At 62.0% G+C, this 20,236-nt stretch carries 18 protein-coding genes; 6 read left to right on the top strand and 12 right to left on the bottom strand.

All coding sequences use genetic code 11. The features are described from left to right. Window positions 1-55: 55 nt before the first annotated feature. The 9 genes from JET17_RS17645 to gloB all read right to left on the bottom strand — a co-directional run bounded on the left by JET17_RS17645 (window position 56) and on the right by gloB (window position 11,662). Window positions 56-1,018 carry a FecR domain-containing protein gene (locus tag JET17_RS17645; protein ID WP_012315314.1) on the bottom strand — a complete coding sequence of 321 codons (963 nt, stop codon included), beginning with the start codon at window positions 1,016-1,018 and terminating at the stop codon, window positions 56-58. Then, complete coding sequence (locus JET17_RS17640; RefSeq protein WP_012315313.1) at window positions 1,015-1,530, bottom strand: sigma-70 family RNA polymerase sigma factor; 516 nt, start codon at window positions 1,528-1,530, stop codon at window positions 1,015-1,017. The genes JET17_RS17645 and JET17_RS17640 overlap by 4 nt, the downstream gene beginning before the upstream one ends. A gap of 340 nt (window positions 1,531-1,870) precedes the next feature. After that, complete coding sequence (locus JET17_RS17635; RefSeq protein ID WP_012315312.1) at window positions 1,871-3,481, bottom strand: ABC transporter ATP-binding protein; 1,611 nt, start codon at window positions 3,479-3,481, stop codon at window positions 1,871-1,873. 1 nt (window position 3,482) lies between these two features. Continuing rightward, entirely contained in the window at window positions 3,483-4,502 is a 1,020-nt protein-coding gene (locus JET17_RS17630; RefSeq protein WP_012315311.1) for an ABC transporter permease, read from the bottom strand. 1 nt (window position 4,503) lies between these two features. Continuing rightward, window positions 4,504-5,577 carry a microcin C ABC transporter permease YejB gene (locus tag JET17_RS17625; RefSeq protein ID WP_012315310.1) on the bottom strand — a complete coding sequence of 358 codons (1,074 nt, stop codon included), beginning with the start codon at window positions 5,575-5,577 and terminating at the stop codon, window positions 4,504-4,506. Window position 5,578: 1 nt separating this feature from the next. Further along, complete coding sequence (locus JET17_RS17620; protein WP_012315309.1) at window positions 5,579-7,414, bottom strand: extracellular solute-binding protein; 1,836 nt, start codon at window positions 7,412-7,414, stop codon at window positions 5,579-5,581. Continuing rightward, window positions 7,411-9,240: an extracellular solute-binding protein gene (locus JET17_RS17615; RefSeq protein WP_012315308.1), complete on the bottom strand. Its 1,830-nt coding sequence runs from the start codon at window positions 9,238-9,240 to the stop codon at window positions 7,411-7,413. Before JET17_RS17615 ends, JET17_RS17620 begins: the two co-directional genes overlap by 4 nt. 120 nt (window positions 9,241-9,360) lie before the next feature. Next, window positions 9,361-10,782, bottom strand: coding sequence for a lytic transglycosylase domain-containing protein (locus tag JET17_RS17610; RefSeq protein ID WP_012315307.1), 1,422 nt, complete (start codon window positions 10,780-10,782; stop codon window positions 9,361-9,363). Between the two features lie 100 nt (window positions 10,783-10,882). Further along, window positions 10,883-11,662: a hydroxyacylglutathione hydrolase gene (gene gloB, locus JET17_RS17605; RefSeq protein ID WP_012315306.1), complete on the bottom strand. Its 780-nt coding sequence runs from the start codon at window positions 11,660-11,662 to the stop codon at window positions 10,883-10,885. Between the two features lie 86 nt (window positions 11,663-11,748). Here gloB and JET17_RS17600 point away from each other — a divergent pair, with 86 nt between their 5' ends. The 4 genes from JET17_RS17600 (at window position 11,749) to JET17_RS17585 (ending at window position 16,204) form a co-directional block, all read left to right on the top strand. After that, window positions 11,749-12,522 (top strand): class I SAM-dependent methyltransferase, encoded by a 774-nt coding sequence (locus JET17_RS17600; protein WP_012315305.1) that lies wholly within the window; start codon window positions 11,749-11,751, stop codon window positions 12,520-12,522. Window positions 12,523-12,535: 13 nt separating this feature from the next. Beyond that, complete coding sequence (gene rnhA, locus JET17_RS17595) at window positions 12,536-12,982, top strand: ribonuclease HI (protein ID WP_012315304.1); 447 nt, start codon at window positions 12,536-12,538, stop codon at window positions 12,980-12,982. A 51-nt stretch (window positions 12,983-13,033) separates the two neighbouring features. Then, entirely contained in the window at window positions 13,034-13,798 is a 765-nt protein-coding gene (gene dnaQ, locus JET17_RS17590; RefSeq protein WP_012315303.1) for a DNA polymerase III subunit epsilon, read from the top strand. Window positions 13,799-13,954: 156 nt separating this feature from the next. Next, complete coding sequence (locus JET17_RS17585) at window positions 13,955-16,204, top strand: Orn/Lys/Arg decarboxylase N-terminal domain-containing protein (protein ID WP_012315302.1); 2,250 nt, start codon at window positions 13,955-13,957, stop codon at window positions 16,202-16,204. Here JET17_RS17585 and JET17_RS17580 read toward each other — a convergent pair. Further along, on the bottom strand, window positions 16,188-16,406 hold the full coding sequence (locus JET17_RS17580; protein WP_012315301.1) for a hypothetical protein: 219 nt from the start codon (window positions 16,404-16,406) through the stop codon (window positions 16,188-16,190). The genes JET17_RS17585 and JET17_RS17580 overlap by 17 nt on opposite strands. A 156-nt stretch (window positions 16,407-16,562) precedes the next feature. Here JET17_RS17580 and chrR point away from each other — a divergent pair, with 156 nt between their 5' ends. Beyond that, complete coding sequence (gene chrR / locus JET17_RS17575; protein ID WP_012315300.1) at window positions 16,563-17,123, top strand: class I chromate reductase ChrR; 561 nt, start codon at window positions 16,563-16,565, stop codon at window positions 17,121-17,123. A gap of 108 nt (window positions 17,124-17,231) precedes the next feature. On the opposite strand, the gene phnX is transcribed toward chrR, so the two are convergent. Then, entirely contained in the window at window positions 17,232-18,059 is an 828-nt protein-coding gene (phnX, locus tag JET17_RS17570; RefSeq protein WP_012315299.1) for a phosphonoacetaldehyde hydrolase, read from the bottom strand. A 34-nt stretch (window positions 18,060-18,093) separates the two neighbouring features. Continuing rightward, window positions 18,094-19,200: a 2-aminoethylphosphonate--pyruvate transaminase gene (locus tag JET17_RS17565; protein WP_012315298.1), complete on the bottom strand. Its 1,107-nt coding sequence runs from the start codon at window positions 19,198-19,200 to the stop codon at window positions 18,094-18,096. Between the two features lie 135 nt (window positions 19,201-19,335). Between JET17_RS17565 and JET17_RS17560 the strand changes: the two genes are divergently transcribed. After that, window positions 19,336-20,199, top strand: coding sequence for a LysR substrate-binding domain-containing protein (locus tag JET17_RS17560; RefSeq protein ID WP_012315297.1), 864 nt, complete (start codon window positions 19,336-19,338; stop codon window positions 20,197-20,199). The last annotated feature ends 37 nt before the right edge of the window (window positions 20,200-20,236 follow it).

Genomic DNA, 20,236 nt, shown 5'->3' with positions numbered 1-20,236 from the left:
CAATGGGGGATGAGCCGAACGATGCGTAAGAAAAGTGCAAAAAAGAATTTTTAAATTACTGAGGCGGGACGGCAGGAGGCGACACAGTGACCCAGAAACGGCTGTAACGCGTGACGCGTAATGAAAGCCCGCTTTCCAGCGCCGCCAACGCCAGGTCGGTGTCATCGATTGGAAACGAGCCGGAGACCCTCAGGTGCGCAATTCGCGGATCACAGCGCAGTACGCCGGTGCGGTAGCGCGACAGGTCGGAAAGCAGTTCGACCAGGGGGCGATCAAGGGCAATGATGCTGCCGTGTTGCCAGGCGCCCACCGTAGCGTCATTACGGCGTAGCTGCCCCATCGTGAGGTCGGTGAAGGCGATGGATTGCCCGGCCTCAACGCGCACTGTCAATGGGCTGCTGGACGCTCTGACTTCTACCGCTTTCTCCAGGACTGCCACCTCACCGCCCAGCGCTTGTGTGCGAACGATAAAGCGCGTGCCCAGCGCCCGGACCTCGCCATGAGTGGTGCTTACCTTGAATGGTCGCTGTGCTGGGTCGGTAGCCGTCGACACCAGAATTTCACCGCGGAGCAGTTCCAGCACCCGTTGCTGGCCGTCGTACTTGAGGTTTACAGAAGTGTCGGTGTTGAGCAGCAGTGAACTGCCATCGGCCAAACGAAAGGCACGGCGCTCACCCACTGCGGTGCGGTAATCGGCAAACAGCTGTTGCGAGCTGTTGCTATTGCACCCCAGCCAGCCCAGTGAGGTGGCTGGCACCAATACCACTACGCTGCGTAACAGTTGCCGGCGGGAACGGGCGGCTCCGCGCAGGGCCGGTGCGGCCAGCGCGGCCGGCACGCTTGCCATCTGCTCACCCACAGCGGTCATCCGCTGCCAGGCTTGGCGATGGACAGGGTCGGCAGCCAGCCAGTCGTTCCAGGCGCTGCGATCGGCGTCGGTGGCGATGCCAGACTGCAGGCTCGCGTACCAGCGGGCGGCTGCACTGATGGCCTGCAACTCGGCGGGCGAAAGGCTCATGCCAATTGCATCTGCATCAAACAGCAATGCTCCATTGCTTTTGCCATGTAGTTGTTGACGCTGCGCACGCTGATGTTCAGTTGCTCGGCAATTTGCGGGTAGGTCAGCCCGTCGAATTGCGACAGCATGAACACCTGCCTGACCTTCGGCCCCAGCCCTTGCAACAGGCGATCGATTTCTACCAGTGCCTGCAACATGATCGCCTGCTCTTCCAGCGACGGGTGCTGTGCTTGCGGCAAAGCAGCCAAGGCTTCCAGGTAAGCCTGTTCCAGTGAGCGCCGACGAAACAGGTCGATCAGCAAGCCCTTGGCGATCCTCGACAAGTAGGGGCGCGGCTCGCGAATGTCCAGTGCGCTGCGAGCCTTGATCACCCGCACGAACGTATCCTGCGTCAGGTCCGCGGCATCGAAGGCGTTGCCCAGCCTCTTGCGTAGCCAGCCATTGAGCCAGCTGTGATGCTCGCAATACAGGTGATTGACGGCGCTACGCAGAGAGAGGTCGTTGGCGGGCATTTTGATGGAATGGTTCGCGATTGGTAATGAATCTTATTGTCGTGCGTGGTGGGGGTGTTTGCAATAGTAAAGGTTTGCCCGAAGGCTCCGCCTTTCGCGCCTTAGGCCCCCGGCCGTTGTCGTAAACCGTGACAAGCACGTAGGGCCACCTTCCTGATTGCTTTGCCAGAGCCTTTTAGCTGGCAAAAGAGCTCCTCCAGGGATTCGAACTCAGGCATCAAGGCTATTATCAGAGCCGAGACGGACGATCTAGACTGCAGCGAAACAGCCTGCTGCTCCGTGCTCTGGGCGCCCAACCTCTGCCTTGATACTGGTAGAAATATCAGGCCCTGGAAGGCAGTCACCGTTCATTGTCATGACGCAAAAACGCCGCCTCCAACAGTTGCTGCGTATAAGTGTGCTGGGGTGAATGGAAGATCTGCTGAGCCTCGCCTTGCTCCACAACATGCCCCTGCTTGATCACCATCAGTTGGTGACTCAACGCTTTGACCACGGCAAGGTCATGGCTGATGAACAGGTAGGTGAGGTTGTACTTCTGCTGCAAGTTGCGCAGCAATTCCACCACCTGCCGCTGCACCGTACGATCCAGCGCAGACGTCGGTTCGTCCAGCAGAATCAACGCCGGCTTGAGCACCAGCGCCCGGGCGATGGCGATACGTTGACGTTGCCCACCCGAAAACTCATGCGGGTAGCGGTGGCGCGTGCGAGGGTCCAGGCCTACCTCTTCCAGCGCCGCGATAATTGCCGCTTCCTGTTCTGCGGCTGTACCAATCTTGTGAATCCGTAGCCCCTCGCCAACGATATCCGCCACACACATGCGTGGGCTGAGGCTACCAAAGGGGTCCTGAAACACCACTTGCATCTCGCGTCGCAGTGGCCGCACCTGCTTCTGGTTCAAGCCTTCCAGCGCCTGGCCATGGAAGCGAATGCCACCCTGGCTCGAAATCAGGCGCAAGATCGCCAGCCCTAGCGTCGACTTGCCCGATCCGGACTCACCCACGATCCCCAGTGTCTGCCCTTGCGGCAAACTGAAGTTGATCCCGTCCACCGCCTTCACATGGTCGACCGTCTTGCGCAGCAAGCCTTTCTTGATCGGGAACCATACCTTCAGGTCGTTCACTTCCAGCAGCGGTGCGCCAACTGGATTATGTGCCGGCAAACCGCTGGGCTCGGCATTGATCAGCATCTGCGTGTAGTGGTGCTGCGGCGCAGTGAACAGCGTCGCGCAATCGGCCTGTTCGACAATTTGCCCACGCTGCATCACGCAAACACGGTGGGCGATGCGCCTTACCAGGTTCAGGTCATGGCTGATCAGCAGTAATGCCATGCCCAACCGCGCCTGCAGTTCCTTGAGCAGCTCCAGAATCTTCAGCTGCACGGTCACGTCGAGTGCGGTGGTAGGTTCATCGGCAATCAGCAACTCCGGCTCATTGGCCAGCGCCATGGCAATCATCACCCGCTGCCGCTGGCCACCGGACAGCTCGTGGGGCAGGGCCTTCAGGCGCTTGCGTGGCTCGGGAATGCCTACCAGCTCAAGCAGCTCCAGCGTGCGCGCAGTGGCTTGCTTGCCGGTGAGGCCCTTGTGCAGCAGCAGGATTTCGTTGATCTGCTTCTCGATGCAGTGCAGCGGGTTCAGCGAGGTCATCGGCTCCTGGAAGATCATCGCGATGCGGTTGCCGCGAATCTTCTGCATGGCCTTCTCACCTTGCTGCAGCAAGTCCTTGCCTTCATAGCCGATGCTGCCGCTGGGGTGACGTGCAAGTGGGTAGGGCAGCAGGCGCAGAATCGAGTGGGCGGTAACGGATTTGCCCGAACCGCTCTCGCCGACCAGCGCCAGGGTCTCACCCTTGCGGATGTCGAAGCTGATGCCATCGACCACACGGTTGACCTGTTCGCCGGTAACGAACTCCACCGCCAGGTCGCGTACTTCGATCAGGTTCTGTTCACTCATCTCACTTCCTCGGGTCGAAGGCATCGCGGGCGGATTCGCCGATGAATACCAGCAGGCTCAGCATGATCGCCAGCACGGCAAAGGCGCTGATGCCCAGCCATGGCGCCTGCAGGTTGGACTTGCCTTGGGCCACCAGTTCGCCCAGCGACGGCGCGCCCGGTGGCAGGCCGAAACCGAGGAAGTCCAGGGCGGTCAGGGTGCCGATGGCGCCTGTGAGGATGAAGGGCATGAAGGTCATGGTCGAAATCATGGCGTTGGGCAGGATGTGCCGGTACATGATCGCGCCGTTGCGCATCCCTAGGGCACGGGCGGCGCGCACGTACTCGAGGTTGCGCCCGCGCAGGAACTCGGCGCGCACCACGTCAACCAGGCTCATCCACGAAAACAGCAGCATGATGCCCAGCAACCACCAGAAGTTGGGTTGCACGAAGCTTGCGAGGATGATCAGCAGGTACAGCACCGGCAAGCCGGACCAGATCTCCAGAAAGCGCTGGCCGGCAAGGTCCACCCAGCCACCGTAAAAGCCCTGCAGGGCACCGGCGATGACGCCGATGATGGAACTGAGGATGGTCAGGGTGAGGGCGAACAGCACCGAAATGCGGAAGCCGTAGATCACCCGCGCCAGCACATCGCGGCCCTGATCGTCGGTGCCCAGCAGGTTGTCCGGCGAGGGTGGCGCTGGGGCGGGTACGCGCAGGTCGTAATTGATGCTCTGGTAGCTGTACGGGATCGGGGCCCACAGCACGAAGCTGTCTTTTTTGGCCAGTAGCTCCCGGATATACGGGCTCTTGTAGTTGGCCTCCAGCGGGAACTCGCCGCCGAAGGTGGTTTCCGGGTAGCGCTTGAAGGCCGGGAAAAACCACTCGCCGTCGTAGCGCACGGCAATCGGTTTGTCGTTGGCGATCAGCTCGGCGCCCAGGCTCAGGCCGAACAGGATGAGGAACAGCCACAGCGACCACCAGCCGCGTCGGTTGGCCTTGAAGCGCTCGAAGCGCCGACGGTTGAGAGGGGACAAGGCCATGTCAGTGCTCCCGGCTGGCGAAGTCGATGCGTGGATCGACCAAGGTGTAGGTGAGGTCGCCGATCAGTTTCACCACCAGCCCGAGCAGGGTGAAGATGAACAGGGTGCCGAACACCACCGGGTAGTCGCGGTTGATGGCCGCCTCGAAGCTCATAAGGCCCAGGCCGTCGAGGGAGAAAATCACCTCGATCAGCAGGGAACCGGTGAAGAAGATGCCGATGAACGCCGAAGGGAAGCCCGCGATCACCAACAGCATGGCGTTACGGAACACGTGGCCGTACAACACCCGTGAGCGGCTCAGGCCTTTGGCTTTGGCGGTGACCACGTACTGCTTGTTGATCTCGTCGAGAAAACTGTTCTTGGTCAGCAGGGTCATGGTGGCGAAGTTGCCGATCACCAGGGCGGTGATCGGCAGCACCAGGTGCCAGAAGTAGTCGAGCACCTTGCCGGCCGTGGACAGCTCGTCGAAGTTGTTCGAGGTCAGGCCGCGCAGCGGGAACCAGTCGAAGTAGCTGCCTCCAGCGAACAGCACGATCAGCAGGATGGCGAACAGGAACGCCGGGATGGCATAGCCGACGATGATCGCCGAGCTGGTCCAGACGTCGAAGTGGCTGCCGTGGCGCACCGCCTTGGCGATGCCCAGGGGGATCGACACCAGGTACATGATCAACGTGCTCCACAGCCCGAGCGAAATCGAAACCGGCATCTTCTCGGCGATCAGGTCGATGACCTTGGCATCACGGAAGAAACTCTCGCCGAAATCCAGCTGGGCGTAGTTCTTTACCATGATCCACAAGCGCTCGGGGGGCGACTTGTCGAAGCCGTACATGCGCTCGATTTCTGCGATCAGCGCCGGGTCGAGGCCCTGGGCGCCGCGGTAGTTGGAGCCGGCCACGGAGACTTCGGCGCCGCCGCCGGCGATCCGGCTGGTGGCGCCCTCGAAGCCTTCGAGCTTGGCGATCATCTGTTCCACGGGGCCGCCGGGGGCGGCCTGGACGATGATGAAGTTGATCACCAGGATGCCGAACAGAGTCGGGATGATCAGCAGCAGGCGACGCAGGATGTAGGCCAGCATGTCAGTTGGCCTCTTGCGCGGGCGTTTCAGACACGGCTGGCGTCACGTCTGGCTTGATCCACCAGGTGTCGATGCCGATGTCGTACTTGGGCGAAACATCGGGGTGGCCGATGTGGTTCCAGTAAGCCACGCGCCAAGTCTTGATGTGCCAGTTGGGGATTACGTAGTAGCCCCACAGCAACACGCGGTCCAGGGCGCGGGAGTGGTTGATCAGGCTTTGCCGGGAATCGGCGTTGATCAGTGCTTCGACCAGTTGATCGATCGCCGGGTCGCGCAGGCCCATGAAGTTGCGGCTGCCGGGGTTGTCGGCAGCGGCACTGGACCAGAACTCGCGCTGCTCGTTGCCTGGGGAGCTGGACTGCGGATAGCCACTGACGATCATGTCGAAGTCACGCGAGCGCAGGCGGGTGATGTACTGGGAAACGTCAACGCGGCGGATGTTCAGGTCGATGCCAAGGTCGGCCAGGTTGCGTTTGAACGGCAGCAGGATGCGCTCGAATTCGGTCTGGGCCAGCAGAAACTCGATGGACACCGGTTTGCCGTTCTTGTCGACCATCTTGTCGTCGACGATCTTCCAGCCAGCGTCCATCAGCAGCTTGTAGGCCTGGCGCTGCTGTTCGCGGATCATGCCGCTGCCGTCGGTGAGCGGGTTGTGGAAAGCCTCGCTGAACACCTGTTCGGGGACCTTGCCGCGCAGCGGCTCAAGGATCTTCAGCTCGTCAGGCGAGGGCAGGCCTTGGGCGGCCATTTCGGAGTTTTCGAAATAGCTGCCGGTGCGGGTGTAGGCGCCGTTGAACAACTGCTTGTTGGTCCACTCGAAGTCCAGCAGCAGGCTCAGCGCCTGGCGTACGCGGATGTCCTGAAACACCGGTTTACGCAGGTTGAAAATGAAACCCTGCATGCCTGTGGGGTTGCCGTTGGGCAGCTCTTCCTTGATCAGGCGGCCATCGCGTACGGCGGGAACGTTGTAGGCGGTGGCCCAGTTTTTCGCGCTGGTTTCCAGGCCATAATCGAATTGGCCGGCCTTGAGTGCTTCCAGCGCGACGGTGTTGTCGCGGTAGGAGTCGAAGGTCATTGCGTCGAAGTTGAACTGGCCGCGGTTGAGCGGCAGGTCCTTGGCCCAGTAGTCCTTGACCCGCTCGTAGCGGATCGAGCGGCCGGGCTTGACCTCGGTGATCTTGTACGGGCCGCTGCCGAGCGGGATTTCCAGGTTGCCGCGGTTGAATTCGCGGCCTTCGTACCAGTGCTTGGGTAGCACGGGCAACTGGCCGAGGATCAGCGGCAACTCGCGGTTGTTCTTGTGCTTGAAGGTGAACAGCACACGCAGCGGGTCTTCGGCGACGACTTGGGCAACATCACCATAGTACTGGCGGTAAAGCGGTGCGCCGTCCTTGATCAGGGCGTTGAAGGTGAATACCACGTCTTCGGCCCGCATAGGATGGCCGTCGTGGAAGCGCGCCTCGGGGCGCAGGTAGAAGCGCACCCAGCTGTTGTCCGGGGCCTTTTCGATCTTGCCGGCAACCAGGCCGTACTCGGTGAACGGCTCGTCTAGGCTCTGGCGCATCAAGGTGTCGTAGATGGCGCTGACGTTTTCGGCGGCGACGCCTTTGTTGATGAACGGGTTGAGGCTGTCGAATCCGCCGAAACTGGACTGGCGGAAGGTGCCGCCCTTGGGCGCGTCGGGGTTGACGTAGTCGAAATGCTTGAAGTCGGCCGGGTACTTCGGCGCTTCATCATATAGGGTCAGTGCGTGTTGCGGCGCGGCCATGGCCGGCAGGCTCAGGCAGGCTAGCAGCAGGCTGCCCGCGAGCTGGCGCAGGCGGTACGTTGGCATCATTGGGCTTTCTCCGAAGTCTTTAGCCACCAGGTATTCAGCCCGAGGGTATAGGGCGGTGTGGTGACGAAACCGAACCGGTTGCGGTAGGCCAGGCGGTGATTGTCGAGATACCAGTTGGGGATCATGTAGTACTGCCAGGAAAGCACGCGGTCCAGGGCGCGGGCGGCGGCGACCTGGTCATCGCGGGTGCGTGCGGCGAGCAAGGTGTCGAGCAGATGGTCGACCACCGGATCCTTGACCCCAGCATAATTTTTGCTGCCCTTGGTCGCAGCCTGGCTGGAATGGAAGTACAGCCACTGCTCAAGGCCGGGGCTCAAGGTCTGGCTCAAGGTCATCAGAATCATGTCGAAGTCGAACTGGTCCAGGCGTTGTTTGTACTGGGCACGGTCCACGGTGCGCAAGCGCGCATCGATGCCGATGCTCGCCAGGTTTTCGACATAAGGTTGCAGGATGCGTTCGAGGTTGGGATTCACCAGCAGCAGTTCCATGCGCAGCTGCTGGCCTTGTGCGTTCACCAGGCGCTGGCCGTCGAGCTTCCAGCCGGCGTGGCCGAGCAGGCTCAGCGCCTGGCGCAGGCTCTGGCGGTCGATGCCGCGGCCATCGGTGTGGCTGACCTGGTAGGGCTGGGTGAACAGCTTTTCCGGCAGTTGGTCACGGAACGGCGCCAGCAGCAGCCATTCCTTGCCCGTAGGCAGGCCGCTGGCGGCAAACTCGCTGTTGGGGTAGTAGCTGGTCGAGCGGCGGTAGGCGCCGCTGAACAGGGCGCGGTTGGTCCACTGGAAGTCGAGCATCAGGCCCAGCGCCTGGCGTACCCTGGCGTCGCTGAAGGTGGCGCGGCGGCTGTTCATGAACAACCCTTGGGTCTGGGTCGGAATGCGATGCGGGATCTGGGCCTTTATCACCTCGCCACGGCGCAGTGCCGGGAAGTTGTAGCCGTTGGCCCAGTTCTTTGCCTGATGCTCGATATAGATGTCGAACTCGCCGGCCTTGAAGGCTTCGAACGCGACTGTGGCGTCCCGATAGAACTCGTATTCGATGCGGTTGAAGTTGTACTTGCCGCGGTTCACCGCCAGGTCCTTGCCCCAATAGTTCTTTACCCGCTCGAACACCAGGCGCCTGCCGGGCTGTACCTGGGTGATACGGTAGGGGCCGCTGCCAAGCGGCGGCTCGAAGGTGGTGGCCTTGAAATCGCGGCCTTGCCAGTAGTGTTTGGGCAGCACCGGCATCTCGCCCAGGCGCAGGATCAGCAGCGGGTTGCCAGCGCGCTTGAACACGAAACGGATGCGCAGCGGGCCGAGGATATCGACGCGCTGCACTTCCTGCAGGTTGGTGCGGTAGATCGGGTGGCCGTCCTTGAGCAGCGTGCGGTAGGAGAAGGCCACGTCGGCAGAGGTGATCGGTTTGCCGTCATGCCAGCGCGCTTGCGGGCGCAGGTTGAACACCACCCAACTGCGGTCCTCGCTGTACTCCACCGAGCGGGCGATGAGGCCGTAACTGGAGGTGGGCTCGTCCCCGGAAGGGTCGTACATGCCGGTACCGACCATCAGCGTTTCGTTGAGCTCGTTGACACCGTACTGCAGGAAGTTCGGCGTTGTGACCGGGCTAGAACCCTTGAAGGTATAGGCGTTGAGCGTGTCGAACGTGCCCAATGCCATGGCGCGCAAGGTGCCGCCCTTGGGCGCTTGCGGGTTGACCCAGTCGAAGTGGGTGAATGTGGCTGGGTACTTGAGCGTGCCGAACTGCGCGTATCCGTGGCTTTCGCTCACCATCGCGGCTGCGGGAAAGCTCAAGGCCAGGCTGAGGGACAGCAGGAGGGGACGTATCAAGTCGGCATCCGATCCAGAGGCGTTGGGCTTTGGTCGGGCTACAGTAACAGCTTGGCGGGGTTGGAAAAAGGGTGTGTCTGGAAGGAGATTACGGGGCTGCAAAGCAGCCCCCGGTTCGCATCAGTGCCCCAGGTAGACGGTCAAGGTCTGGCCTGGCTTGAGGGCATGCCCGCTGCGCGGATTCCAGCGCTTGAGGTGCTTCATCTCTACATTGAAACGTTTTGCCACCAGATACAGCGAGTCACCCTTACGGACCTTGTACTGGGTAGAGCGCTTGGAGGATGCCGCCACCCGGTTGCCTGCCGCACTACCGCCACGCAGTGCCAGCACCTGGCCGGCCTTTACACGGCTACCCGATAGTTTGTTCCAGCGCTGAATATCCTTTACCGAAACCCGGTTGGCCCTGGCAATTGTGCTCAGGCTGTCGCCCCGCTTCACGCGGTAACTGCGCGCGCTGGCAGGCGCCTTGGCTTCGGCCACGGCGCGTGCGAACACGGCCTTGTTCGGCTGCAGGCTGACCAGTTGTTCAGGCTTGAGGTTGGAGAGGCTGTCGGACAGCAGTTGCGCCTTGGCCGTAGGTACAAGCAATTGTTTCGGCCCATCCACGGTCATGCGCTTCTTGAATGCCGGGTTGAGCTGGATCAGTTCGTCTTCGTCGATGTTCGCGAAGGCGGCTACCCGCGACAGGTCCAGACGGTCCTTGATGGCGACAGCTTCGAAGTAGGGCTCGTTGGCGATCGGGTTGAGGTTCACGCCGTAGGCTTCAGGGGTCAGGACCACCTGCGACAGGGCCAGCAGTTTGGGCACGTAATCGCGCGTTTCCTGCGGCAGTGGCAGGTTCCAGTAATCGGTTGGCAGGCCGAGTTTCTCGTTGCGCTCGATCGCCCGGCTGACGGTGCCTTCGCCGGCGTTGTAGGCGGCCAGTGCCAGCAGCCAGTCGCCGTTGAACATGTCGTGCAGGCGGCTCAGGTAGTCCAGCGCGGCGTTGGTCGACGCGGTGATGTCGCGGCGACCATCGTAGAAATTGGTCTGGCGCAGATTGAAGTGGCGCCCGGTGGAGGGAATGAACTGCCACATGCCTGCGGCATGGGCGCGCGAGTAGGCCATGGGGTTGTAGGCGCTTTCGATCGCCGGCAACAGGGCCAGCTCCAGCGGCATGTCGCGTTCTTCCAGGCGCTCGACGATGTAGTGCAGGTACAGGCTGCCGCGCTCACCGGCGTTTTCGAGGAACGATGGGTTGCTGGCAAACCACAGGCGCTGCTGCTCGATGCGCGGGTTGACGTCGATGGTGTCTTGCAGGGCAAAGCCCTGGCGCATGCGCTCCCACACATCCTGCGGCGCCTGCTCGGCGGGTTTGACCGTGAGCGGAACGGGCTTGTGTTTGATCCGCGCCTGATAGCTGTGCGCGCGAACGCTGTCGGATTCGTCGAGCTGACGGGTGCTCTGGCAGCCCACCAGGGTGGCGGCCAGCGCCAGCGCACTGATTTGGGCCAGGCGCGTCAGGGCGACTGAATGAGCGGTTCTGCGGCTACGGGAAGACATCGGCGGGGACGGGTATCCGGGCAAAAAATTTCGGCGATTCTAGAAACCGCATCCCGCCGGGTCAACCTTCGAGCGCCTGTTGCGATATATCTTCAGGTTATCAGAAGGTGTCCTTCCAAGACCTCAAGGCAGCAAAAACAGCGACATGCGTGGTGTTTGAATGTCCCTTCCATTCGTCAGCTTTTTGTTTAACTAATGTTGCAGAGGTTCGCAGAAAAGGGTTGGTCAGCCGTTCCAGGCCGATAGTTGATGGCAATGTGATGCGATTGTCGGCGCGCAGTCGGGTAACATCATCGAATCGTTGCAAAACGTGCGGATTTTGCGGCTCGACGGCCTTGGCGAAGCGCAAGTTGCTGAGGGTGTACTCGTGGGCGCAGTACACCTCGGTACGCTCCGGCAGCGAGGCCAACCTGGCGAGGGCCGGCTGCATCTGCTCTGGCGTGCCTTCGAACATCCGCCCGCAGCCGGCGGCGAACAGGGTGTCGCCACTGAACAGCACCGGCGTCGCGGGCTGGTCGCTGAAAAAGGCGATATGGCCCAGCGTGTGCCCCGGCACCGCCAGAACCTGGAAGGTCACGCCCACCGCGGTCACTTCGTCACCTTCGTCCAAGGCAAGGTCACGGCACGGAATACGCTCGTTGGCCGGGCCGCTGACCCGCGCACCGGTCAGTTTTTTCAGCCGCTCGACACCGCCGACGTGGTCATTGTGGTGGTGGGTGACCAGAATATCCTCCAGCACCCAGTCGGGATTGGCGGCCAGCCATGCCTCCACGGGGGCGGCATCACCAGGATCGACCACCGCGCAGCGGCGTTTGGCAGTATCCTGTAACAACCAGATGTAGTTGTCGGAGAAAGCGGGGAGAGCATCGATCTGTATCATGGTGCGGATCCGTATCGCCAAGCGTGGCACATGAGGCCATCTTAGCCGCGATGGCGCGGTGCGAGAACCTTCGAGGGAGAGCGCAAATGACCGACCAACCCTTTGCCCAGGCCGACCCGGCCTGGATCGAGCTGATCAGCCTGGCCCGTGACTGGTTCCACGGCCCGCTCGGCCAGCTGATGCTCAAAGAAGAAGAAAAATTGTTGGAGGAGGAGCTCGGGCGCTTCTTCGGGGGGTACCTGGTGCATTATGGCCCCTGCGCCGAGGCACCGCCCAGCGCCCCTCAGGTACAGCGCAACGTGCGGCTGGGCGCGCCGCTGCCAGGGGTGGAGATCGTCTGCGAGGAGCAGGCCTGGCCCTTGAGCGAGCATGCCGCCGACGTGGTGGTGCTGCAGCACGGCCTGGACTTCTGCCTGTCGCCCCATGGCCTGCTGCGCGAGGCCGCCAGTGCCGTACGCCCCGGCGGGCATCTGCTGATCGTCGGCATCAACCCCTGGAGCAGTTGGGGCATACGCCACTTCTTCAGCCACGGCGCGCTGCGCAAGGCCCGCTGCATCTCGCCGTCACGGGTCGGTGACTGGCTCAACCTGCTGGGCTTCGCGCTGGAGAAACGCCGCTTCGGGTGCTATCGTCCGCCGCTTGCCTCACCGGCCTGGCAACAACGCCTGGCGGGCTGGGAACGGGTGGCAGGCGGTTGGCAGAGCTCCGGTGGCGGGGTTTACCTGCTGGTAGCGCGCAAGATGGTGGTTGGCCTGAGGCCGCTGCGCCAGGAGCGCCGCGAACCGATGGGCAAGCTGCTGCCTTTGCCACTGGCCAAGGTCAACCGCACCGCGGTCAGCCCGGACACCGAAAAGCACTGAACATGAGTGGTACATGAGCGATAGCGTCGAGTTGTATACCGATGGTGCCTGCAAGGGCAATCCAGGCCCTGGTGGCTGGGGGGTCCTGCTGATCTACAAGGGCGTCGAAAAGGAGCTGTGGGGCGGCGAGCGCGAAACCACCAACAACCGCATGGAACTGATGGCCGCGATCCAGGGTTTGATGGCACTCAAGCGCGAATGCGAAGTGGTGCTGACCACCGACTCGCAGTACGTGATGAAGGGCATCAACGAGTGGATGGTCAACTGGAAGAAGCGCGGCTGGAAAACCGCCGCGAAGGAGCCGGTGAAGAACGCCGACCTGTGGCAGCAGCTAGACGAGCAGGTCAACCGCCACAAGGTCACCTGGAAGTGGGTACGCGGGCACATCGGCCACCCCGGTAACGAGCGCGCTGACCAGTTGGCCAACCGTGGCGTCGACGAGGTACGCGCCAAACGTTGAGCTGGGGTACAATCCTCGGCTTTGTAACTGATGCAAGTTGGAGCGCCCCGCGTGGAGCAGCAGCAAGATAAACGCCTGGTCATTCTCGATACCGAAACCACCGGCATGCCGGTCAGCGAAGGCCACCGGATCATCGAGATCGGCTGCGTCGAAGTCATTGGCCGGCGCCTGACCGGTCGGCACTTCCACGTCTATCTGCAGCCGGACCGCGAGAGTGACGAGGGCGCGATCAATGTCCATGGCATCACCGACGCGTTCCTGGTCGGCAAGCCGCGCTTCGGCGATGTGGCCGAGGAATTCTTTGAATTCATTCAGGGCGCCACGCTGGTCATCCATAACGCGGCGTTCGACGTGGGCTTCATCAACAACGAGTTCGCCCTGCTTGGCCAGCGCGACCGCGCCGACATCTCGCAGCACTGCACCATCCTCGACACACTGTTGCTGGCCCGTGCCCGGCACCCGGGGCAGCGCAACAGCCTTGACGCGCTGTGCAAGCGTTACGATATCGACAACTCTGGCCGTGAACTGCACGGCGCGCTGCTCGACTCGGAGCTGTTGGCTGACGTCTACCTGGCAATGACCGGTGGCCAGACCAGCCTTTCGCTGGCTGGCAATGGGGCTGACGGCGACAATGAAGGGCAGGGCAGCGGTGGCAGCGAAATCCGCCGGATTACCGGGCGTGCGCCTGGGCGGGTGATCATGGCCACTGCCGAGGAACTGGAGGCGCATGCAGAGCGCCTGGCGGCTATCGCCAAATCGGCGGGCGGGCCGTCGATGTGGCAGGCATTGACCGAGACGCCTGCCGGTTCATGCTGAGCTTGCCCTGGCCTTGTCGCCGGCAAGCCGGCTCCCATGTTTTTACTGAATTGCAAATTCGTGTAAGAAACGGCGTGCCTGCGACAGGACCGTACTGACAGCACCAGGCTCTACTACCCTGTGAAGGATGCTCTGTCCTTCGGAGGTAGCAGCCTGATGTACAAGGACCTCAAGTTCCCCATCCTCATTGTCCACCGCGCCATAAAGGCCGACAGCGTTGCCGGCGAGCGTGTGCGGGGGATTGCCGAGGAACTGCGTCAGGACGGCTTCGCCATTCTCGCCGCCGCAGACAATGCTGAAGCCCGTCTGGTCGCTGCCACCCATCACGGGCTGGCCTGCATGCTGATCGCCGCCGAAGGCGTCGGCGAAAACACTCACTTGTTGCAGAACATGGCCGAGCTGGTACGCCTGGCCCGCCAGCGTGCCCCGAACCTGCCAATATTCGCCCTGGGCGAACAGGTCACCCTGGAAAACGCCCCTGCTGAAGCGATGAGCGAGCTCAACCAGCTGCGCGGCATCCTTTACCTGTTCGAGGATACCGTGCCGTTCCTCGCCCGCCAGGTAGCACGTGCCGCACACAACTACCTCGACGGCTTGCTGCCGCCTTTCTTCAAGGCCTTGGTACAACACACCGCGCAGTCCAATTATTCCTGGCACACGCCCGGCCATGGCGGTGGCGTGGCTTACCGCAAAAGCCCGGTGGGCCAAGCCTTCCATCAATTCTTCGGCGAGAATACCTTGCGCTCGGACTTGTCCGTCTCGGTGCCGGAACTGGGCTCGCTGCTCGATCACACTGGCCCTTTGGCAGCGGCCGAAGCCAGGGCGGCGCGCAACTTTGGTGCCGACCATACCTTCTTCGTGATCAATGGCACCTCCACCGCCAACAAGATCGTCTGGCATGCCATGGTCGGCCGTGATGACCTGGTGCTGGTGGACCGTAACTGCCACAAGTCGGTGGTCCATGCCATCATCATGACCGGCGCCATTCCCATCTACCTATGCCCGGAGCGCAACGAGCTGGGCATCATCGGGCCGATCCCGCTCAGCGAATTCAGCGCCGAATCGATCCAGGCCAAGGTGCGGGCCAACCCCTTGGCCAAAGGGCGCGAACCGCGCATCAAGCTGGCGGTGGTGACCAATTCAACCTATGACGGGCTGTGTTATCACGCCGGGCTGATCAAGCAAGCTCTGGGCAGCAGCGCCGAGGTGCTGCACTTCGATGAAGCCTGGTTCGCTTACGCGGCGTTTCATGAGTTCTTCACGGGGCGCTATGCGATGGGTACGGCCTGCACCGAGGACAGCCCGTTGGTGTTCAGCACGCACTCTACGCACAAGCTGCTGGCTGCCTTCAGCCAGGCGTCGATGATTCATGTGCAGGACGGCGCCCAGCGGCAACTGGACCGTGGTCGCTTCAATGAAGCCTTCATGATGCATATTTCCACCTCGCCGCAGTACAGCATCCTCGCTTCTTTGGATGTGGCTTCGACCATGATGGAGGGCCACGCAGGGCGCTCGCTGCTGCAAGAGATGTTTGACGAGGCACTGAGCTTTCGTCGCGCCCTGGCCAACCTGCGTGCACATATCGCTGCCACTGATTGGTGGTTCAGTATCTGGCAGCCGCCGGGGGCAGAAGGCATCGATCAGCTCGCCGCGCAGGACTGGCTGCTCCAACCTGGGGCGCAGTGGCATGGCTTTGGCGAATTGGCGGGCGATTATGTGCTGCTTGACCCGCTCAAGGTCACCTTGGTGATGCCGGGGTTGCGGGCCGACGGGGTGTTGGACGAGCAGGGCATTCCCGCGGCAGTGGTCAGCAAGTTTCTCTGGGAGCGCGGGTTGGTGGTGGAGAAAACCGGCCTTTATAGCTTCCTGGTGCTGTTCTCGATGGGCATTACCAAGGGCAAGTGGAGTACGCTGCTGACCGAGTTGCTGGAGTTCAAACGCCATTATGATGGCAATACTCCGTTAAGCCAGTGCCTGCCGAGCATCGTTGCGGTCGACACGGCACGCTACCACGGTATTGGATTGCGCGACCTGTGCAACCAGTTGCATCAACGCTATCGCGTCAATGCCACGGCCAAGCAACTCAAAGGGTTGTTCAGTCGCTTGCCGGAAGTGGCGCTCAGCCCGGCCCGGGCCTATGACCATATGGTGCGCGGTGAGGTGGAAGCGGTGCCGATCGAGGCATTGCTCGGCCGCGTCGCGGCAGTCATGCTGGTGCCATACCCGCCCGGCATACCTTTGATCATGCCGGGGGAGCGGTTCACTGAAGCAACCCGCTCGATCCTCGACTACCTGGTGTTTGCCCGCGCCTTCAACAGCGGTTTTCCCGGTTTCGTCGCCGATGTGCACGGCCTGCAGAACGAAAGCGGAAACTATACGGTCGATTGCGTCAAGGAATACGAATGATCTCGACGCCGGTCTGTACCAGTTCAAAACGGTCTTCACCCAAGTGGTTGACCCGGTCGCCGATGGCCAGGCGATAGGTGGTAACCGGTGCGCCCTGTGCGCTGCCGTCAGTCTGCAGGGTGGACTCTTGGAACTCGTGTACGGGGTAGATACGGCCTTCGGCGTCACGGGCGTGGAATTGGCCGACCATTACTGCTGCCATTTAGGTGAAAACCTCTGAATTACGTAGGGAATGTCTGCAGGAATAGACCGTGGATGGTACCTGGAAGTTTTCCGGCGGAGGAAAAAAACCTAAGCGCCGAGCAATGGTCATCTATAACTACAACGTCTCTTAACCCAGCAAAGGTTGAAAATCGCCATGAGCCAGGTGTATTCGGTAGCGGTCGTCGTCGGCAGCTTGCGCAAGGATTCGTACAACCGCAAGGTGGCCCGTGCCCTTTCAGAGCTGGCACCGTCCAGTCTTGCCTTGAAAATCGTCGAAATCGGCGATCTGCCACTGTACAACGAGGATGTCGAGGCTGCGGGCGTGCCCGAGCCGTGGAAGCGCTTTCGCGATGAGATCCGGCGCAGCGACGCGGTGCTGTTCGTCACCCCCGAGTACAACCGTTCTGTACCGGGCTGCCTGAAAAATGCCATCGACGTGGGTTCACGTCCCTACGGGCAAAGTGCCTGGAGTGGCAAACCTACGGCGGTGGTGAGCGTTTCGCCCGGAGCCATTGGCGGGTTTGGTGCCAACCATGCGGTGCGGCAGTCGCTGGTGTTTCTCGACATGCCGTGCATGCAGATGCCCGAAGCTTATATCGGTGGTGCGGCCAGCCTTTTCGAGGACAGTGGCAAGCTCAATGACAAGACCCGGCCGTTTCTGCAGGGTTTCATCGACAAGTTCTCCTCTTGGGTGAAGCTGAACAGGGCAGTCTGAACCGGCCCTGTCGCCGGCAAGCCGGCTCCCACAGTTACATCACTGTTCGTGAAAACAGCGGGTCGATTGTGGGGCCGGCTCGCCGGCGAAAGCTGTAACACAGATCGGTCAGAACGCCTGCGGCATCTCCCCCTTGGCCAACCGCCGGTTGATATCGGCGACCACCTCGGGCAGTTCGTTGATGGTGTCGATCAGGTAGTGCGGGCGTGACCCTGCGAACAGCGCATGAATGCGCTTGCGTTCACTCTCCAGCTGCTCTGCACTCAATGCCTGGTAACCTTCCCAGGTAAGCCCAAGCGCGTTGCCCGAGCACACCAGTGCCACGGTCCACATACCGGCACGACGGCCTTCGAGGATGCCCGGTACGGTGTCGTCGACCTTGACGCAGGCCGCTACGTCGTCGATGCCCAGGGCGATCACGTTGGCCAGTGCCTGTGCCGGCCACGGGCGGCCGTTCGGGGTTTCGTCGGTGGCCACCACATGGTCGGCGACATAGCCGTTCTGTGCTGCCAGTTCGACAACCTTGTCCATCACCACTTTCGGGTAGCCAGAGCATGAGCCTATTTTCAGGCCGTCCTGGCGCAGGCCGGTGAGGGTGTCCAGAGCGCCGGGGATCAGTGCTGAATGCACGGCGATCTTCTCGATCTGCAGCGGCATGAAGCGGTTATATATGTCAGTGACGTCATCATCGGTCGGCGTGCGACCGAACACCTTGCGATAGCGTTCGGCAATTTCCGGCACGTCACACAGGGTGCGGATATGGTCCCACTTACCCATGCCCATTGGGCCGCGCGCTTCCTCGATGGAAACCTGGACGTCGAACTCGGCGAAGGCTTCGACGAAGATCTGGGTCGGGGCGAAAGAGCCGAAGTCGACAACGGTGCCGGCCCAGTCGAGGATGGCGGCTTGCAGCTGGGTGGGGTTGCTGTAGTTCATGTGCGCTATTTCCTGAAGGCGGATGGGCAGAGGGTCAGATGTCCAGTACTTCCATTTCCCGCAGCACGTCGGCCACGGCATTCACAGCAGCTTGCATGCCGTCCGGGCCGACCACGCCGATGCAGCCGACGCGGAAGGTCTCGACCTGGGTCAACTTGCCGGGGTAGAGGATGAAGCCCTTGGCCTTGACCCGTTCGTAGAAGTCCTTGAACTGGTAGCGGGCGTCATTCGGGGCGTGGAAGGTGACGATGATCGGCGCCTGGATGTCGGCTGGCAGGAAGCTGCGCAGGCCGATGGCTGCCATGCCATCGAGCAGGGTCTTGCAGTTGTCGGCGTAGCGCTGGTGGCGCGCCGGCAGGCCACCTTCCTCGGCGTACTGCAGCAGCGCCTCGTGCAGGGCGGCGATCACATGGGTGGGTGGGGTGAAGCGCCATTGGCCGGTCTTGGCCATGTAGGCGTGCTGGTCGTGCAGGTCCATGGCCAGCGAGTGGGCATTGCCCTCGGCGGCTGCCAGTGCGGTTTTCTCGGCGAAAACGAAGCCCATCCCGGGGACGCCTTCCAGGCATTTGCCGGACGCTGCGATCAGTGCCTCGAAGGGGATTTCGCGGGCGTCGATCGGCAGGGCGCCGAACGAGCTCATGGCATCGATGATCAGGCGCTTGCCGTGGCGCTTGATCACCTGAGCGATCTCGTGCAGCGGGTTGAGGATGCCGGTGCTGGTTTCGCAGTGGATCAGCGCCACGTGGGTCACGCTGGGGTCTGCCGCCAGCAGGCGATCGACGTCGGCAGCGGTGGTCGGTTGGTCTTCGGCGGTTTCGAAAGTGCTGAAGTTGCGCCCCAGCACTTTGCAGATTTTCGCCAGGCGCTGGCCGTAAGCGCCGTTGATCAGCACCAGTACCTTGCCGTCGCGCGGCACCAGGGTGCCGATGGCGGCCTCCACGGCGAAGGTGCCGCTGCCTTGCAGGGGGACGCAATGGTGGCTGGCGGAGCCGTCGATGATTGCCAGCAGTTGCTCGCAGACACTGGCAGTCAGCTGGTTGAAATCACGGTCCCAGGAGCCCCAGTCCACCAGCATGGCTTGTCGGGTGCGCAGGGATGTGGTCAGTGGGCCGGGGGTCAGCAGGATCGGGGCGTTGCTCATTGCGTGGTTCCTCACAAGCTGCGGGTGGTCAGCCGAAAAAAGCTGGCGCTGAAACTACGAGGGCTAGGTTGCAATTGGCCAAGCTATCAATCAAATTGTTTGTTGTTATGCCAGCCATAAGTCAGACCGATAAATATGAACCTGTTCCAGCTTCGCGCTTTCGACGCCGTCGCCCGTGAGGGCAGTTTCACCCGTGCTGCTGCGCGCTTGTTCATTAGCCAGCCGGCGGTGACCGGGCACGTCAAGGCGTTGGAAGAGCACTACCAGATCACCCTGTTACGGCGCACGGCACGGCGGGTGGAGCTGACCGAGGAGGGTACCCGCCTTGCGGCTATCACCCGGGCGATGTTCGGCCTGGCCGAAGAGGCACAGGCGATGCTCGAGGCCAATCGCCAATTGCTCACCGGCCGCTTGGAGGTGGCCGCAGATGGGCCGCACCGGGTCATGCCGATGCTGGCGCTATTGCGTGAACGCTACCCGGGCATCACCGTCAACCTGCGCCTGGGCAATGCCCAGGAGACCTTGGCCGCATTGTTGTCAGAGCATGCCGACGTGGCCGTATTGACCGAGATCGAACCGCGCAAGGGCCTTTACTTGCAAAACCTCTGCGAGTCGCGTTTGTGCGCACTGCTGCCGGCAGGCCATGCCTGGGCTAGCGGGCAGGGTGACCTGCCACTGGCTGCTCTGCATGAACAGATCATGGTACTGCGCGAACCCAGTTCGACCACCCGGCGAACCTTCGACAAGGCGTGTGACCAAGCGTCGGTAAGGCCCAGGGTGTTGCTGGAGCTGGACAGCCGTGAGGCAGTCACCGAGGCAGTGGCGTCGGAGCTTGGGATTGGTGTGGTCTCCTCGACCGAGGTGGCCAATGACCCACGAGTGGTGGCGCGGCCGCTGGTCGGCCACGGTTTGCGTAACCAGCATCTGGTGGGATGCCTGGAGCGGCGCCGCGAGCTGCGGCTGATCCAGGCGTTCCTGGCCTTGGCTGCCAGTCTGTAATCCAACGCTGGTGTTTTTTCCATGCCGGCCTAACATG

This window comes from Pseudomonas putida (genome assembly GCF_016406145.1).
Classification (GTDB): domain Bacteria; phylum Pseudomonadota; class Gammaproteobacteria; order Pseudomonadales; family Pseudomonadaceae; genus Aquipseudomonas; species Aquipseudomonas putida_E.
The sequence above is the reverse complement of the archived record's forward strand: the minus strand, read 5'-3'. Positions and strand labels throughout refer to the sequence as shown.